Genomic DNA, 17,145 nt, shown 5'->3' on the forward strand with positions numbered 1-17,145 from the left:
GACAAATTAAAGTCCAGTTAAATTGACAAGGGCTAAAAATCTCTTTGCCGATCAAAATATCGGGACCACTCAAAGAAAGTGATAACAATTGTTCTGTAAATTGGAGGAAATCGCTCGAGTCTATTAAGCAAAAAAAAATCTTTTAATATAACATTAAGTTTATTTGTGTAGAATGAGGACACTAATTGCCTGGAACTATTTATGCTTGAAAAATATTTAAAACAACTATTGAAAACAGACCTCTGCAGTGAAGATGAATTAGATAACCTTGATGAGTATATTCAAAAAGAGTCGACCTCGTTATTATTGGATTTAATTACTGACGTAGATTTTAGTGGGGTTTTATTTCAATCTACTACTAAAATAATTTATGACGCCTCAACAGTTCCCTTAAGTTTTTATTTTCTTATGATGCTAATAAATTTTGACCCAACCTATTTTAAAAAAATAATAGAAATACCGGATCTTAAAAACATATTTTTAAAAGCCACAGAGGAATATCGAAAAGAACATGATGAAAATCCATTTTTCGAACCTATTTTAACTAACAAATCTGCCGATGAAAATTTAGTTGCTATTTTAGCTGATGGGGCGCTTAATAGGTGTTTTTATACAAGCCGTCACGCAGGAAGAGATCTAACTGCTTTTACCAGAAATCATCCTTCAAAAATAGAGCAAATATTATCTCATCCGGTACTTAAAATAGCAATTATGAATGATAAAGATCATCGCTCCGCAATTGGTGATATTTTATCTTTCAGTCAGAGCAAAAAGGATGCAGATTTGGTGTTTTCTAATCCATTTTTTGGAGCATGGCGTGAGCAGTTGAAAATAGAAATCTATAATAAGATTGCTGAAAACTATCGCGCAAACCTTCCTAACTCACTGGTTAAATGCTGTTTATTTAGTATTAGTGAAAATAAACAGACCCTTTCTGCAATTGATAATTTAACAGAAGAACTACAGGAAGCTATTTACAACTTTTCTAAAACCTGATCACCAATATAGTTAATTTTAACGTAATACTATTTCATCAAATAACAGCACCTCTTGTTCTGTCTAGCAAGCTTTTGCCCAATGTTTTTTGTTGGATACCCGGCTATTTTTATTGCAAAGAATGCAATTAAATCAGTATGTTCCAGTTGAATAAACTTCTTCAGATTTTAAATTGAATGATAGGTTAGAATTACCAGTTACAGTTAAGATGTCGAGTTTTGAAGAGAGATGATAGCGGTTCTTAATGGAATAATTAATTATTCCGCTTTCCTGCTTGCAAATGAGAATCATTATCATTTATATTGATAACATAATTGTTCTTATTTGGGGATCAGCATGGCTTTGGCGTATGGAAATTTTCATGAACTTAGTCACCAATTACGTTTTTTATTATTTGAAATCGGCATAGGGTTGCCGCAAAGCAGCATTGATTATTTTATCGCTCAGGCGCATAAAAATGCCTTGGATCGCCTGCAGCACTCAGCTGTTGCGGAAGGAATAATTACCGCACCTATAGCCAGCCACCATGTCCATGACTTTATCGATCAATTACAGATTACTTTAAAGCACTCAAATCCAGAAAGTCAATTTTATCAATGGAGTAGCATTCGCGATGAATTGGATGAATCAATTGCTAATGATGCTCTAGCCCAAGCCTATAAACAACGCTGGAACGTTCAGATTTGTAATGAAGCATATCAGTATGACAGCCTTTGGTCATGGATAAACAATAACCAGACAGCACACCAGGCGTTTCTATTTCTCGAACAATGGGGAGATCAAGGCCATCCAGATTACCCAGGTTTTCGGGCCAAGATGGGATTCACGCGGCGAGAAGTGTTACAAAAATCTCCTGAATTTCAGGCAAAAATCAGCCTCCACTGGTGTGCTTTAAGTAAACATAAAATCAACACCGCTCCTGACTCAACTAATTTTAATGCTTTGATTGCCCGTGAATTTCCAAATGAACATAAGCTATGGCAAGAAAAGTTACAATTTAACCATTTAAATCCACAAGAATATGTCCCTGTTCCTGTCCATCCCTGGCAATGGCGCAATAAATTACAAATCATGTGCAGTCAACTAACCGATTGCAAATCGCTTATCTTGTTTCCCCATCACCAAACAGTAATGCCATCTATGTCTTTGGACACAATGATGCCAATAGATCATTCAAACACACTCATTAAACTTGCTGTTAATGTATCTACACCTGATCCCTCCAAAACAGCCACATCAGAAGAAGAACAATACAACTGCGCCATGGTGGATTGGATAAATTCTTTATTAACTAAATCAGACCACTATCAGAATACTTTATTTTTAGCCCACGATTTAGCTCGATTGAGAGTAAATAGCTCATCTGTTTCTAATTACTTTCAGAAGGAGCTATCGGTTAACCTTCTTCAACACCCATCAAGTGTAATAAAAGCGGAACAAAAAATAGTCCCATTGATGAGTTTATTTGCTAACTCGCCCTTATCAAATAAACCATTACTTGTTGAAATTATTATGGAGAGTGGCTTAACTCCAATTAATTATTTCAGCCAGTATTGCCATACGGTTTTATTAGGACAACTGCATTTATTATTGAAATACGGGGTCTCGTTAAAAGCAAAGCCTCACAACACTCTGATCATATTTAGTGACCATAGACCTCAAGGTTTAATTCTACAAAGTCTCGAAAAAATTAAAGTTGATTATTCTCCGTCCTTTGAGGAGAGCAAAAAACCTGATTTGCCCGCTACTTCAAGCATAAAATCAACCAGTCTCGATGCAATAAGAACCGTTTTTACTCATGGAACCTTGCAAAATAATCTGGGTCACTGGATAAATTGTCTAAAACAGCAGTACTCACTAGGTGCCAATCAATTATGGCATATTGTATACGATGTGATGCAAACTGTGTTAAATGATCTTTCTATGGAAATTCATCCTCGCCTTTTTTGCTGGCAAAAACATCAATTATTACACGACATATGGCAACATCAATGCCTATTAACTATGCGTTTGAAAGGTGATCTCAGTAAGGATATCTATAGAGCCAAACTCAACCCTCTTAATCCCTGTTATTAGAATACAAATCATTACAAGGCTAACAAACAATCGTCTAATGGAATGCTGCTTAAGGGAAGCGCCCATGGTATTCAGCATCAGATAGCTGACTCAATAGCGTGACAGCGGCAACGGTATTGTATAAACTAGCTCTATCACTGCCACTTGAAACATCCAGGATTGTGGGTGTAACTTTTGGTGCAATATATTCCCTTAACAATTTTTTAAAATTGGGGGATTAAAATTATCGCATGCCACATGATATTAAAACACATACCCAATGCATTAACCTTGATTCGATTAGGACTGATTGTCCCATTTCTGATGTTTCTTTATCATCATGAATACGTCTATGCATTTTACCTTTTTATTATAGCCGGATTTACTGATGGGTTAGATGGCTGGTTGGCCAGATATTTTCATTGGCAAAGCACTTTTGGTTCTTTTGTCGACCCTATGGCCGATAAATTATTAGTTGCTTCCAGCTTTATCTCCTTAGCATTAATAGGATCATTGCCATGGTGGTTGGTAATTCTTGTCTTTCTTAGAGATTTAAGTATTTCTATTGGAGTATTAGTCTGGTATTGGTGTATTCAACGTAAATTGGATTTTGTACCCACTTTATTGAGCAAGCTCAATACTACCTTCCAACTGGTGCTGGTCACTTTATGCTTATTTGAACTAGCCTACTTTCAATTTCCACAATATATAGTTAACGTACTAATCTACTTGACCGCATTTACCACGGCCACCACTTATATCGATTACTTTTGGACTTGGGGCAGAAAAGCATGGCCCAAAAAAGATTTACCCCAATGAACACTCAGTTGGCTTTAACAATAAAACTTAATGATGAAGCAACTCTTTCTGACTTTAACTGGGAAAATAATACGCTTCTACAACAACAACTGCAGAACATGCTCACCCTGAAAGAAGATAGGCTACTTTATTTATGGGGGCATAAGGGCAGTGGAAAATCTCATATATTACAAGCCTGCTGCCAAGCAGTCAATTTAACTCAATCTGCAATCTATCTACCCTTAATCCTTCTTAAGGAATGGGGGCCTCAAACTGTAGAGGGAATAGAAGATCAAACGTTAATTTGTATCGATGATGTCCATGCTATAGGCAATGATTCGGCTTGGGAAGAAGCACTATTTCATTTGTATAACAAAATCAAAGATGAGGAAAAAAGTCTTTTAATTATCTCCGGAAATCAACCGCCAGCAATGCTTGCGATCAATCTTGCTGATTTACGTTCTAGACTTGCCTGGGGATTGGTAATCCAATTGAATGAGTTAAGTGATGAAGAAAAAATTAATACTTTAAAACTGCATGCGTTTAAACGTGGGTTTGATTTGCCTGAAAGTGTTGCTCAATTTTTACTAAACCGCTGTTCGCGAAATATGCATGACTTACATCAACTGCTCAACCGATTGGATGATGCCTCTTTGGCAGCCCATCGTAAAATTACAATCCCATTTGTTAAGGATATCTTAAATATATAATTCTGCTTAAGGTGCTTTGGATGAGCCTCCATTACTAACTGAAGCACAAGGAGATCTGCATATATGAATTGCTGTAAAAAGTGCAAACTGAGAATGCTGGCCTATCACGCTTAACAACTTATTATTTAATACAAAATGAATTTTCTGATGAATAAATCAATGTTTAAAGAGATCGAGATTAATAAAATTCCAATCCATGAAAATAATGAACCTCTAATAGATTTAAAGGATCAACAGCATTTGTTATATGGCTCTTCTCCTGACACGCCATTAACATATAATGATTACACAAAAATGCGAAAATCCGTTTACGAAAAACTGCTTACCGCTCAATACACGAGGAAGCTTTAATAATATCTGATGAAATATCTGCTCGTAGATTTCTGGAATACGTTAATGAACGACCAGAATTAATGATCGTATATGGCCTCATTGGCAGCAATCATCTCAATATGCTCAATCAACTTGGAAAAGTAGTGTCAGAAGATGGTGATTACAAATTAATTACAGTCCAACTGCAAGACAGAACCATCCAGGTACACTTATGTGGTGGTCTTCATGGCGACATAGCTCATTATGAGCTATGAAAAATTAAATACATCAAAGTAAATAATATTAGTGATTCGGGTTCCAATAGAAAGATTTTTTCGTCAAGTTCATTTTAAAAGTTAAGTGTATTTTTCTATCACAATGAATTAGTGTGCACCCTGGATAATGGCATTAAAGGGCTTCTCCCAACGACTAAATCATCAGAGCAATAAAAGTAGGGTTTTCTTTACTGCTCTGCTTTTGCAATCAACAGAAAATCAAGGCAAAATCGGTTAAGAAGTCTGGTTAAGTTTTCAAAATTAATAAATTATCGAGTTTGACGAGATTAATTAACTTTTAAATCAATGAGCAAACATGATGGATAAAATATTTAGAGCTTCATCAGATGATTTGGATTCTAATTTCCCAAGTTTTTTTACAATCCTAGAGCGATCGATTGAACGCAACTGATCCAAAGCAATCTGCCCCTCTTTGCCCTTAAAATCTGTCCTAACTCTCGTTGGAAATGACTCGCGAATAGTACTGGTTAGGGGAGCGATGATAACTGTTTTAAGACGACTTAAATTCATTGAATCAGGCGATATAATTACCACTGGTCTTGTTTTCCTTATTTCAGATCCAATTGTTGGATCTAAATTTACCAAGCAAACATCGAACCTTTTTATATTTACCATGTCCAGTCATCTTCGTCGAATTGATTAGATAAATCGATTATTTCGCCTTCCTGTTCAGCATCAGCAATCGCATTAAATTTTTCCATCCAGCCTTCCTGCTTACGTTTAGATGGTGTTAATAGAATAGCCCCATCTTCATTAACAGTAATTTCCATTACTTCCCCTGGCTCTAAATGAGCGTCTTTTAACAGCGTCGAAGGTATACGAATTCCAACGGAATTTCCCCATTTTTTTAGTGAGACTGTTGACATAATAATTCAACCATAGTTCATACACACTATAATTATACTATGTATAAACATAAATTTCAAGTAAAGAGAAAACCGTCTACTAAATCACTTCAAAGGAGGATTAAAACAATACTTTTATTAATCGGTTTAATAGACTTAACAACCAAGCTATGTTGTAAAGTTAGATAACCTCATTAAGAACAAAATTGGTTTCTATTAGGACTTACGAAAAACCCCTTGCTTAGGTAAATAGATCAATCATACAGGAGAAATTTCTCAAATAGCGGAGGTCGATTAGATTACCGCCAATATCTGTGTAGTAGTTCAAATGTGATCTGACAGTTCTCTGTTTTTTTAAAGGTATTAATTTGTAAAACACATTCTAATTTTAAACAGAATTCGCTACATAATTTTAAATGATATGCAATAACAGTAGTCGTTATTCCTACCAAGGTGGCCCCAGGTGAAGCAATGAACAAAGATAGCGCCTCTTCAGGGATAAACTTCAGGGACAAGGAAATTAGTTTTTTGCCAACATGTTACCGTTTGAGATGCTGTTGCTTATGAATTATCTGAGAGTTAAAAAAAACCACACTGGAACAAAAAAGAACCAAGGGGTATAACAAAGCCCATCCTGATGAAAACAGTAGTAACGTAAATAGCAACAGCATACCTGCTGCTAAAATTCTTGGAAAGCCATTTTTTTTAAATCGTATGTATGAAGATAAACATAATGCGTAGATAAATACAAAATTAGTGCTTACCAAAGTGACTATTGATTCAAAATGTCTTTGAATACAAGATAACACGATTAAAGCTAACGTAAATAGTATCATCAATAACAGGATAGCTCTTGCTGGTATTTGCTGATTATTTAATTCTGAAAAAAACAAAGGGAGCTTTCTCTGTTTAGCACTTGAATAAATCAACCTGGATATTCCCCAAATCCAGCTATTAAAATTAATTTGAACTGCAAAGTAGGCAAAAAGAGTAATGATTAATGTAGGTAAAAAATGATTACCCAAGGTCTCAACCAACTGATATAAGCCAGACATCCCATTAATTTCTTCACGCGGAATAACAGATAAACAACTCAATGATAGTAACAGATACAATAAGCCACATAATACTAGTGCAATGATCATACTCAATTTAAAATCTTTGGCTGGATTTTTAAATTCACAAGCTATAAAAGTTAAATTTTCAAAGCCTGCATAGGCCCAAAATGCAACTATAATTCCAGGAAAAAAAGTAGCTGCTGACGCAACAGAGAAAGAAAAAGAACTATGCCAGGGAATTTGAGCAGGAATAAGAAAATACAGAAACAAACCCACCAAAAAAGTTAAAAAAGCAATAGAAAGCTGTACCAACGCTCCTATTTTGATACCGACGAAATTGATTAAAATACCCGTATAAACAAGACTAAGAGCAGTAATAAATTGTGTTAGTTCACCGCCACCTAAAAAATTTTTAACGTACTCCCCCACAATAAGGGCTGAAATCGGCATTCCAATAGTTACTGTTCCAAGAAATATAATTGGGATAGATGCGCCAATACTTTCACCCAAACCCAATGAGACGAAACCCTCAATTCCACTTTCTGTTGCTACACTAACAACCATATCATTAAACAGATATAAAAGAGGAAAACAAAGTAGAGTTGTAGCAATCCATACCCAAGCAGTATTAGGTCCACTCACTGCTGCAGTCAAAGACGGCAAAAACAATAATCCTGAGCCCATAATTGAGCCCAGCGCTAAAGAAACTCCATCTTTTAGAGTGAGTTGACGTTTTAGTGACATAATAACTTTATATCCTTAGTTACTAGAAGCTCTTAATTTTAAAGTTAATTGAGCAAGTCCACTCCAAAACTCAACCCAAAATTGAATACCTTGATCGAAACCTTTAATAAAGTCTTTTTTGGACACTTCATCGCTATTAAATCTTAAGAAATTAGATACAGCAAGGCGTATATGCTCACATTCGATAGCTCGATGAATTCTAAAAAAAATAGACTTAAGTAATTGAGCCTTGATTTCCGGAGTCAGAGCCAGACCTAGAAAAAGCGTCTCAACGTTTTCTTCTGCTGGACATTCAAGGCCTAGGAGAATACCCATAACTTCTGCGTCAGTTTTGCTTGTTGTTAGACTTTTTACAAGCTTATCTAAACTATCATTTACGCGAGAAAAGCCTTGATGCTTTTCAAAAAGACTTTCATCTACTCCTGCATCAATAGCTGCTTCACGAAATCGCTCCGGATGGATTTCATTAACATCACGCATCCCTAACTCTTCATAAGCACCTTGAATGACATAATGTCGCTTGATGTTGTTGGAAACAACAGTTGCTGCTTTGCAGAGAATCCAAGGCATAATACTGGAAAATCGATACCATTGAGTGGCTATAGCAACCGCCTTATGGATATCATTTCCACTAGTTTGTTCTTCAAATTGCTCAAAAATTTTTCGTTCTTTGAAACGATTTTGGAAAAAACCAGTCCAGAAAACAACCTCTGGATGATCAGAGGTATAAAGAGCTTCTTTTACTCCTGTATAACCATACTGATTTGCAAATTTAAGCTCGTCTTTTTTTGAATCATTAACTATTTTGCTTACCGCTGATTGCATAAACACTCCTCAAAACTCCATGTTTAAAATTATGTTTCAGTTATATGGCTCTTATCTTACTACCTGATTTTTCTACACATAAAATGTGTAAAAACAGATATGTTATATTCATTTTGCATTTTATCAACATGTTTTTTATATTGTCATGTTGATAATAATATTTTTTATGATAAATTTCATGCCTGTATTTTTTCGAGAACTTTGAATCATCTGGATGAAAGACTCAACTGGAGGGAACTATGGGAAAACATATACACAGCACTGATTTTCAGCGCAAAGAAGTATTCGTAGTCGTTGATGGGATATCGACGGGGAGACATATTGCCCCCTCCCTAAGAGGAAACGGGTATAGCGTAGTGCATGTTTGTTCTAAAAATGCCCAATCTCTTGGCATAGAACACAATCAGCACGACTATATTGCTAATCTGAAGGAAACAGACTCTATTCATGACCTCGTAGGAAGTTTTTCGGCTTTTCACGTTCGAGCTGTTATTCCAGGTGCTGAGGCAGGTGTGGAGTTAGCGGATCAATTGGGTGAGGCATTAGAACTGCCAACACGTAATGATTTTAGTAAAACAAAGGCAAGGAAAAGTAAATTTTTAATGCAGGAAACTATTCGTGAGAAAGGCTTACTTGCAGCCAATCAAACTAAAACAGATAACCTGTTTGCTTTGCTTGATTGGGTTAATAAAAACGGATTGCCAGTTGTACTAAAACCAGAAGAAAGTGCAGGTACTGACGGCGTACATTTTTGTTATAAATTGAATGATGTCATTGATGCCTTTGGAGTCATTATGGGAAGTGACAATATTTTTAAAGCAAAAAACAAAAATGTTGTAGCCCAAGAAATGTTAGTGGGTGATGAATTTATGGTAAATACTGTATCTTTCGGAGAAGCCATTTCAATTACTGATATTATTTTTGTACACAAGAAGGTTATTAACGGTTCACCTTTGTATGATTACTCTACAATTATTGGTCCTGAGGATAAGAGGTTCCAACTTATTTCCGATTATGTGAAGCAAGTATTACCCATACTTGGACTCAATTATGGAGCTGCTCATACTGAAGTTATTTTAACTCAGAAAGGACCTACTCTTGTGGAGGTTAATCCCAGACTAACAGGTGCTTTTGATATGTCAGCTACAAATGATGCAGTCGGTGTAAACCATGTTTCAGTTTTAGTTCGTGCATATACTCGAAACGGTTACCTGGAAAAAAGGGCAGGTATGGATAAACCCCACCAAAAACATACCTTAACTTCCTTTTTTATTGCAGAAAAAGAGGGCATATTAATCAACGATCCGGATTTGGCACCCTTTCGCAATATTCCAGGATTTCATAGTATAAAATTTGGATATGGAAAGGGAGGAGACCTCCCAAAAACTACTAATTTGATGAATTCACCAGGTATGGTAAATTTTGTTAGTAAAAGTATGGATAAATTATTAAGCGCACATGGTATTTTTCGAAAACAAGAAAAGCAGTTTTTTGAAGAAGTATTGCCAGCAGAAGAAAGCGTGGCAAATTATAAACTTTAATTAGCTCTCATAATCTAGTTGATCAAGCTCATCAACACGATAGTAAACGTGCGAGCTTGGTTTCTGGTAAACCATATAAGATAGTTTTCATCATTACAGGTATTGCTCCACTATCAAACATCACAGAAATTCCACGACTCGTATTTATTTCTTCAGTTTGCTCAATTTATTGCAGGTGCTTTCATCTATCTTAGGACCATCCTGGAACTAGACAAACATGATTTTAACAGATTACCAAGGCGATAACAGCATATAGTTTTATTGTGACAAATAGCAAAATGCATCATTATGTAGCATAACATATTAAAACGTAGTATTATGCCCAAAAATCACTTCAGGGCTTATTTCATGGGTATTGTTAAAATTTCGGATGAATTGCATGATGCGGCTAAAATTATGGCTAAAGCAATGAGCCGATCCGTTAATTCGCAAGCAGAGTATTGGCTACGCATTGGAAAAGTAATTGAAGAAAATCCAACGTTTACTTACGCCGATGCAATTATTTTTTTGGTTAATCAAGCAGCAATGGAGACAAATGACGATGTTTGCGAAAACTCATGATGAAATTCAAAAAATGAGGGTTGCTGGACGCCTCGCCTCCTCCGTATTAGAAATGATCAAAGCTTTTGTTCTTCCTGGAATAACTACTGGAGAACTGGAACAAATCTGTAGAAGATATATAGTTGACAATTTACAGGCTATTCCCTCTTCATTAAATCATCATGGATTTCCAGGTTGCATTTGCACGTCTTTAAATCATGTAGTATGTCATGGTATTCCTTCGAATAAGAAAAAATTAAATGACGGCGATATTCTTAATATTGATGTCACGGTAAAAAAAGACGGCTTTATCGCGGATACCAGTAAAATGTTTTTTGTTGGTAAAACCAAACCTTTTGCCGAACGACTGGTAAACGTAGCTCAAGAATGTCTTTACAAAGCAATCCATATTGTTCGTCCAGGAGTGCACCTTGGAAATATTGGACATATTATCCAGCAACATGCTGAATTACATAATTACTCTGTAGTTCGTGAATTTGGTGGCCATGGAATAGGTCGCGAAATGTGGGAAGAGCCTTATGTTTCTCACTTTGGTAAATCTGATTCAGGATTGCAACTATGCGCTGGAATGACCTTCACAATAGAGCCTATGATTAACCAGGGTAAAAAAGAGGTCCGCACTTTGTCGGATAATTGGACCGTGGTCACGAAAGATCATCAATTGTCTGCTCAGTGGGAGCACACTATACTAGTGACTGAAACAGGTTTTGAGGTTCTGACCGCCAGGCAAGAAGAGTTTTTCCTCTAATGGCTGGGAATATAAGTAGTAGAGTATTCAACTGCTTCTATTTTATGTTCGTCCTTAGCAGTATTGGAACAAATATAGCGACTCAAGCGTGGTGAGAGAAGCCACATACACAAAGCAATAATCAGAGTCACAATACCTATCCAGGCAAACACATCAGTATAAATCAGCAGTGATTCAACTCCAGGTTTGATGTTGGTGGGCAGAGCGGTATAAGACGCTACTGTGGCTCCGATAAAACCAGCAACCGCTGAAGTTAAAAACCACATACCCATTACGAAGCCAGCAATTCGCTGTGGAACCAACTCAGCAACCATTGCCACGCCCAAAGCAGAGACTAGTAACTCACCAAGACTTTGAAATAAATAACTGGAGATTAGCCACCATGATGAAACCATCCCATTTCCTGTATAAAAATAACGGGCAAAATAGAGCATGAGAAAACTCACGGCACACATGGTCATACCTAAAGCAAATTTATATGGAATAGAAAATAAAATACCTTTTTGATTAAGCTTGCCGTAAACATAAGCCAAGACCGGACTCATCAAAATGATCCAGATTGGATTTAAAGCCTGAAAACTCTGAGCATCAATAGTAATGCCAAAAAAAGTCGGTATTACATTATTTACTGCAAATAAATTAATTGAAGTAGGCATCTGTTGATATAAGGTGAAAAAGATGACCGCCTCTAGCATTAGAGCAAAAGCAACCAACATCCGCATATAGGATGCCTTACATTCCTTACGCATCAAATAAGCGTAAATACTAACTACAATGAATGTAATAACCCATAATAAATTTTTAGCGAGCATGACGTGTTGTAATAAATAGGCAGCCAATTCCGTAAAAACAAACACCCCAGCCAAAACAACAATCCAATAAGGCAAACTAATAATTCGCTTATCCGCCAAGGTGTTGATATGAGCAACATGTTGATGTTGAAACCAATAATTGGCAAGGCCGATAACGAGGCCCACTGCACTAATGAAATAGGCATAAGAATAGCCGTAGCGGCTCGAAATAGCTGGACCTACAAATAAAGCCACCATACTCCCTAAATTAATTGCCATATAATACAGAGTAAATCCACCATGCAAGCGAGGATCATGTGCTTCATAACATTTAGACAATAAATTTGATGGATTCGCTTTAAACAAACCATTACCAACACATATTAATCCCAATGCAAAAAAAACATGTTGTTTGTCAGTCAACGCCAGTGAACAATAGCCCACCGCTAGTACAATCAGTCCTAAAACTATAGTCCGCTTCGTACCAAGTACCCTGTCCCCCAAATAACCACCAATGACCACCATACCATAAACCAAGGCCGAATAAGCACCAAAAGTGTAGTAAGATGCCACATCACTGTAACCCAGAAAGCGAATAAAATAGAGAGCCAGAACTCCTTGCACCGTATAAAAACCAAACCGCTCCCATAGTTCTAACATAAAAATCATCTGAAATGCGCGTGGTTGCTCACGGAAAAGGGTCAGCATGAGTTTTATCCTTGGAGGCTAAATTTTTAAATTAAAGGAATTTGTTATTTTTTGCAATGAGCTTTTAAATATATGATGCTGACCTTACAGACCTGCCACTCAGTTAAGAACCGCATCCCGAACAAAGTGAGAAATCTCTATGATGTTGTACAATACCATGCAAGAGAGAGTGCTCACTTGTTCGGCATGGGGTGTTAAGGGGAACGAGTTAACTTCAGCCATTAGGCCTTAAGGAGGACTTTCTTGCTCAGCATTGTCGTTATTTTCTTTTTTAGCATCTTTTTCACCATTAGGAAGTGACTTGATAAAAAGATGAGTTATTCTACTTAACTCCTTCTCTTTCACCTCAACCTCATTTCCGGGTTGCACCCTTTCAGCCAAAACCTTATCCCCCATTAAACCTGTCAATACCCCCACGGTTGAATTAAACTTCTGCTCTACAGTTCTTTTTTGGGAGTCCGGAGAACGTTCTTTATCAGTAACCTTCACATTACTTTCCACTGCCGCTGCATCTGGGCCCAACGATGAGTCATGCTGCTGTTCTTTAGAATTTGTAAGACTTTTTTTATTTTCCGGGCTTTCAATGTCTGTGTTGTTTCCTGGAAATCTCTTTATTTTATTAGTAAGCCAATTACCAAAAAGCTTGAATAAAGGAGCGGTGAGTCTTGCCGCTAAATAGACACCACCGGTGACGGCAACTCCGGTTAATATTCCTAAACCTACAGCCGGAAAAAACAATGCCAAAATCATACCCAGGATGGTAATTGATGACAAACAAACCCCTATTCCTCTATCAAGGACTTGCATCACACCTGCTTCGGCCATTTTTTGTTCTAAATGTAATTCTTTATTTTTTAACTGTTCCAACTTTGCGTATTGTACATCATAACGCTCACCTAATAATGCAATATCTTTATAGATTTCTATTAACTCATCTTCTTGTGTAGCCTTGTTGATACGTTCTTCTAAATACTTTGCTTGTTGCTGAATCGAAAGCATTTCCTCTTCTTCCAGGTCTATCATTTTTCTTGTTTTTTTATATTCTTTTCCTAACTGATAGCGCTCATAGAGGGTTCTCCCCAATAAAAACAAACCAGCAGTAAGACCAATACTGGCAGCTACAAACCCAATTACAGTCGCAGCCACAGGAACCGTTATTGCAGTAATTGCAAGGGCTAATAAGACCCCTGAATACAACCATCTGGCATTATTATCCAGAGTAATTGGAATTTTCTCGTTCAACATATAAGCAGCGATATAAATAGTGGGTATACGGATAAAATAAAAAGCAGCCATTGCAACCGCACCAAAGTGAAATGCATGCCCAATGGTTTGATTGCTTGGAGTATCGTGTAAGCTGTCTTGTAAGCTACTAATTCGATCGCCTATCTTAAAGAATGCATCACCTGTATCATCAACACTTTCTAAAAATCTTGAGAGCCAGGGAATTTTTTTTGCTGCAGCACGTAACAACGTCTGTTGAGTTAAAGCGGTTAATTTATACTCAACAGGGTCCTTTATCTTGCTTAATAACGCTAAAGCATATTCCTTTGTATGTTTTGCAGTAATTTCATCCTGATTAAAGGTCATTATTGCTGCTCAAAAAATAGGGGTTACTATAACTATATCAATTAAATATTAAGAAAATATGATGCGCCCATTGCTTTCTTGCTAATTAGCCCCATATTCAGCTATATTTTCTTATATAAGCATTAAAAATTAGGTCATCATGGTTAAAAAAGCTCTATATCTGGCAGGTGGTGGTGCTCGAGGCGCATATCAAGCGGGTGTCTTAAAAGCAATTGGCCACATTTTACAAACAAAAACACTCCCTTTTAATATGGTGAGCGGCGTGAGTGTCGGCAGTATCAACGCAGCCATCCTTGCGGAAAATGCCAATGATTTCCCTGCTGCTCTGGATAAACTGGAGTCTATGTGGGGAGAAATTCATTGCCATCAAATTTATAAAGCAAGTAATTATGAGTTAGGCAAATCAGTGATGAGAAATTTGAGCACCCTGATTATTAAACAACGTCAATCAGGCCATTTGCTTGACACCTCTCCGCTGAGACAGTTTCTTGATGAGAATATTGATTTTTCACGCATTCAAGAAAATATAAACACAGGCCACCTCAATACACTGGAAATAATAAGTCTTTGTTACGAAACCCATCAAACTGTCTCTTTCTATAATCACAATAACTCTGAGTTTCAAGATTGGAATTACCCGCGTCATGGTAGTCAACGGGCCAATATCAGTGCAGAACATGTATTAGCTTCCAGTGCCCTACCGTTATTCTTCCCTACCATTCCAGTGGATGGTTTTCATTATGGGGACGGCAGTATTGGTTTAGTCGCTCCCTTGCGAGGGGCCATACGCTTTGAAGTTGATAAAATTCTAATTTTAGGAACACGCGAACTGCCAGAGTTTACTGATTATGAAAACTTGCGTAATGGAGAAGTTCCATTTGCTAGCATTTTAGGCAATATGATGAATGGCTTATTTCTAGATAATCTTGACAGAGACATCGAAATGGTCAATCGCATGAACGAAATAGCCACTCTTCTCTCAATGTGGAAAAAACGCCGCTCTCCATGGCGTCCCATAACCACACTCCATTTGCGCCCAAGCAGAGGCATGGCGTTTCTGGCTCAAAATCATTATAAAACGATGTCGGCTTTACTAAGATACTTATTAAATATTCTAGGAGCTAAAAGCCATTCGGGGGATCTTTTGAGCTTTTTAATGTTTGAAAAAGAGTTTACTCGAGAACTCCTCGATCTGGGCTTTCAAGACACCATCGCCAGGGCCAAGGAAGTAACTGCATTCTTTTCTTAATTTTGCCGCAACAATTTCAATACAGGCTCTGTTTCAGGCATTGCTCCATTCCAGATGAAGAAAGCCTCGGCAGCTTGCTCGACCAGCATACCCATGCCGTCAATTGCATCACATCCCCAGTTTTTAGCATAGTTAACAAAGGGCGTTGCTTCTTTTTTCTTATAAGCCAAATCATAGCAGACTGGTTTAGGGGACATTACATATTTAGGTAAAGAAATATTTTTTCCATCCAAACTAGCAGAGGTAGCATTGATTATTAAATCAAAGTCCCCAGATAAATTATCGAGTCCAGAGCATTTTATCTGGGGAAAACTGCCCAGAAGCTCGGTGACTTTTTCAACAGTACGATTGGCAACGGTCAGGGAGGATGGATTCGCTTCCAGCAAGGGATGAATAATACCTCGCGCAGCCCCCCCAGCACCCAATATCAAAATATTTTTTCCCTGAAGTTCAATGTAGCGGTTCAAATCACGAATCAATCCAATACCATCAGTATTGTCAGCATTTATTTGCTTCTCATCCAGCCACAAAGTATTAGCCGCTCCCGCTAACTGACAGCGAAAAGTCTTCTTTTGAGCGAGGGCAAAGGCTCTTTGTTTGAATGGTAAAGTAACATTTAGCCCCTTGCCATCCTGGATAAAAAAATCAGATACTTGCTGTTCAAATCGGTGTTCATTGCCGCGAATTTTTTTATACTCTAATTCGACATTCATTTGATGGGCAAAATACTGATGAATAACAGGAGATAGGCTATGTGTTATTGGACTGCCGATAACCGCAAATTGTTTCAACATCGTATGCTCCTCTATTTCACAGGTTTAATAGCGTATCTTATTACATATTCAACTCAGGCAAACACTTTATCGATTAACGTTTATCTTAAATTAAAATCTGAGAATCAAGTTGTTTTTTTAATCAAGGATTTTAACCAATTCTTACAGCAAAAAGGACTATTTCATACTTATAACATTAGCCCTTTTATCTACGAGCATCCGCTGCATATTACTTTATATCTGGCAACATATAAAAAACAACACCTTCTAGAGATCATGAAACAAACTCAATTGATAGCCAAACAACAAAAACAAGTAATTATATCAACCCGTCTATTTCTGGCCAGCCCAAATGGTTATGTCATGTTATCAGTAAAGCGTACCAATAAATTACAAGAATTAAGTAACAAAATATTAAACTCCCTGGCTGGATTACGCGATCCGACAGCACTTGTTCCAGAATGGGCTGCTGCAGATACAAAACGGGTTGCACTCTTTACCCAATCGATAGTGTCGCTAAGCTCGTGATTGATTTTAGCCATCCA

At 37.1% G+C, this 17,145-nt stretch carries 16 protein-coding genes and 1 pseudogene; 10 read left to right on the forward strand and 7 right to left on the reverse strand.

Features of this window, described 5'->3' with window-relative positions; all coding sequences use genetic code 11:
* Positions 1–201 precede the first annotated feature (201 nt).
* The 5 genes and pseudogenes from HRS36_RS16450 to HRS36_RS19100 all read left to right on the forward strand — a co-directional run.
* The gene (locus HRS36_RS16450; RefSeq protein ID WP_173238173.1) at positions 202–996 is read left to right on the forward strand and encodes a hypothetical protein; all 795 of its coding nucleotides are present in this window, start codon (positions 202–204) and stop codon (positions 994–996) included.
* 336 nt (positions 997–1,332) lie between these two features.
* Positions 1,333–3,072: an IucA/IucC family siderophore biosynthesis protein gene (locus tag HRS36_RS16455; protein WP_173238174.1), complete on the forward strand. Its 1,740-nt coding sequence runs from the start codon at positions 1,333–1,335 to the stop codon at positions 3,070–3,072.
* Between the two features lie 237 nt (positions 3,073–3,309).
* Entirely contained in the window at positions 3,310–3,870 is a 561-nt protein-coding gene (locus HRS36_RS16460; protein WP_173238175.1) for a CDP-alcohol phosphatidyltransferase family protein, read from the forward strand.
* Positions 3,867–4,559, forward strand: coding sequence for a DnaA regulatory inactivator Hda (hda, locus tag HRS36_RS16465; RefSeq protein ID WP_173238576.1), 693 nt, complete (start codon positions 3,867–3,869; stop codon positions 4,557–4,559). The genes HRS36_RS16460 and hda overlap by 4 nt, the downstream gene beginning before the upstream one ends.
* A 147-nt stretch (positions 4,560–4,706) precedes the next feature.
* A pseudogene (locus HRS36_RS19100) lies at positions 4,707–4,892 on the forward strand (M15 family metallopeptidase); the annotation flags it as partial.
* Between the two features lie 557 nt (positions 4,893–5,449).
* Here the strand turns inward: HRS36_RS19100 and HRS36_RS16470 are convergent.
* From HRS36_RS16470 to HRS36_RS16485, 4 genes are all read right to left on the reverse strand, one after another.
* A complete protein-coding gene (locus tag HRS36_RS16470; protein ID WP_173238176.1) occupies positions 5,450–5,782 on the reverse strand; it encodes a type II toxin-antitoxin system PemK/MazF family toxin in 333 nt (110 codons plus the stop codon).
* Positions 5,776–6,033 carry an AbrB/MazE/SpoVT family DNA-binding domain-containing protein gene (locus HRS36_RS16475; RefSeq protein ID WP_173238177.1) on the reverse strand — a complete coding sequence of 86 codons (258 nt, stop codon included), beginning with the start codon at positions 6,031–6,033 and terminating at the stop codon, positions 5,776–5,778. Before HRS36_RS16475 ends, HRS36_RS16470 begins: the two co-directional genes overlap by 7 nt.
* A 518-nt stretch (positions 6,034–6,551) precedes the next feature.
* Positions 6,552–7,814 (reverse strand): APC family permease, encoded by a 1,263-nt coding sequence (locus HRS36_RS16480; protein ID WP_173238178.1) that lies wholly within the window; start codon positions 7,812–7,814, stop codon positions 6,552–6,554.
* A 15-nt stretch (positions 7,815–7,829) separates the two neighbouring features.
* The gene (locus tag HRS36_RS16485) at positions 7,830–8,639 is read right to left on the reverse strand and encodes a hypothetical protein (RefSeq protein ID WP_173238179.1); all 810 of its coding nucleotides are present in this window, start codon (positions 8,637–8,639) and stop codon (positions 7,830–7,832) included.
* A gap of 239 nt (positions 8,640–8,878) precedes the next feature.
* On the opposite strand from HRS36_RS16485, the gene HRS36_RS16490 reads away from it, so the two are divergent.
* The 3 genes from HRS36_RS16490 to map all read left to right on the forward strand — a co-directional run bounded on the left by HRS36_RS16490 (position 8,879) and on the right by map (position 11,489).
* The gene (locus HRS36_RS16490) at positions 8,879–10,180 is read left to right on the forward strand and encodes an ATP-grasp domain-containing protein (protein WP_173238180.1); all 1,302 of its coding nucleotides are present in this window, start codon (positions 8,879–8,881) and stop codon (positions 10,178–10,180) included.
* A gap of 348 nt (positions 10,181–10,528) precedes the next feature.
* Positions 10,529–10,741 carry a ParD-like family protein gene (locus HRS36_RS16495; RefSeq protein WP_173238181.1) on the forward strand — a complete coding sequence of 71 codons (213 nt, stop codon included), beginning with the start codon at positions 10,529–10,531 and terminating at the stop codon, positions 10,739–10,741.
* Positions 10,722–11,489, forward strand: a complete 768-nt coding sequence (map, locus tag HRS36_RS16500) for a type I methionyl aminopeptidase (RefSeq protein ID WP_173238182.1) — start codon at positions 10,722–10,724, stop codon at positions 11,487–11,489. The genes HRS36_RS16495 and map overlap by 20 nt, the downstream gene beginning before the upstream one ends.
* Here map and HRS36_RS16505 read toward each other — a convergent pair.
* Both HRS36_RS16505 and HRS36_RS16510 read right to left on the reverse strand, forming a co-directional pair.
* Complete coding sequence (locus tag HRS36_RS16505; RefSeq protein WP_173238183.1) at positions 11,486–12,988, reverse strand: oligopeptide:H+ symporter; 1,503 nt, start codon at positions 12,986–12,988, stop codon at positions 11,486–11,488. The two genes, map and HRS36_RS16505, sit on opposite strands and share 4 nt — an antisense overlap.
* A 228-nt stretch (positions 12,989–13,216) precedes the next feature.
* A complete protein-coding gene (locus HRS36_RS16510) occupies positions 13,217–14,578 on the reverse strand; it encodes a hypothetical protein (RefSeq protein ID WP_173238184.1) in 1,362 nt (453 codons plus the stop codon).
* 136 nt (positions 14,579–14,714) lie between these two features.
* Here HRS36_RS16510 and HRS36_RS16515 point away from each other — a divergent pair, with 136 nt between their 5' ends.
* On the forward strand, positions 14,715–15,827 hold the full coding sequence (locus HRS36_RS16515; protein ID WP_173238577.1) for a patatin-like phospholipase family protein: 1,113 nt from the start codon (positions 14,715–14,717) through the stop codon (positions 15,825–15,827).
* Here HRS36_RS16515 and aroE read toward each other — a convergent pair.
* Positions 15,824–16,621 carry a shikimate dehydrogenase gene (aroE, locus tag HRS36_RS16520; protein ID WP_173238185.1) on the reverse strand — a complete coding sequence of 266 codons (798 nt, stop codon included), beginning with the start codon at positions 16,619–16,621 and terminating at the stop codon, positions 15,824–15,826. The two genes, HRS36_RS16515 and aroE, sit on opposite strands and share 4 nt — an antisense overlap.
* Between aroE and HRS36_RS16525 the strand changes: the two genes are divergently transcribed.
* Positions 16,580–17,128, forward strand: a complete 549-nt coding sequence (locus HRS36_RS16525) for a hypothetical protein (RefSeq protein WP_173238186.1) — start codon at positions 16,580–16,582, stop codon at positions 17,126–17,128. The genes aroE and HRS36_RS16525 overlap by 42 nt on opposite strands.
* Positions 17,129–17,145: the final 17 nt, after the last annotated feature.

It is taken from the genome of Legionella antarctica (assembly GCF_011764505.1).
GTDB lineage: Bacteria > Pseudomonadota > Gammaproteobacteria > Legionellales > Legionellaceae > Legionella > Legionella antarctica.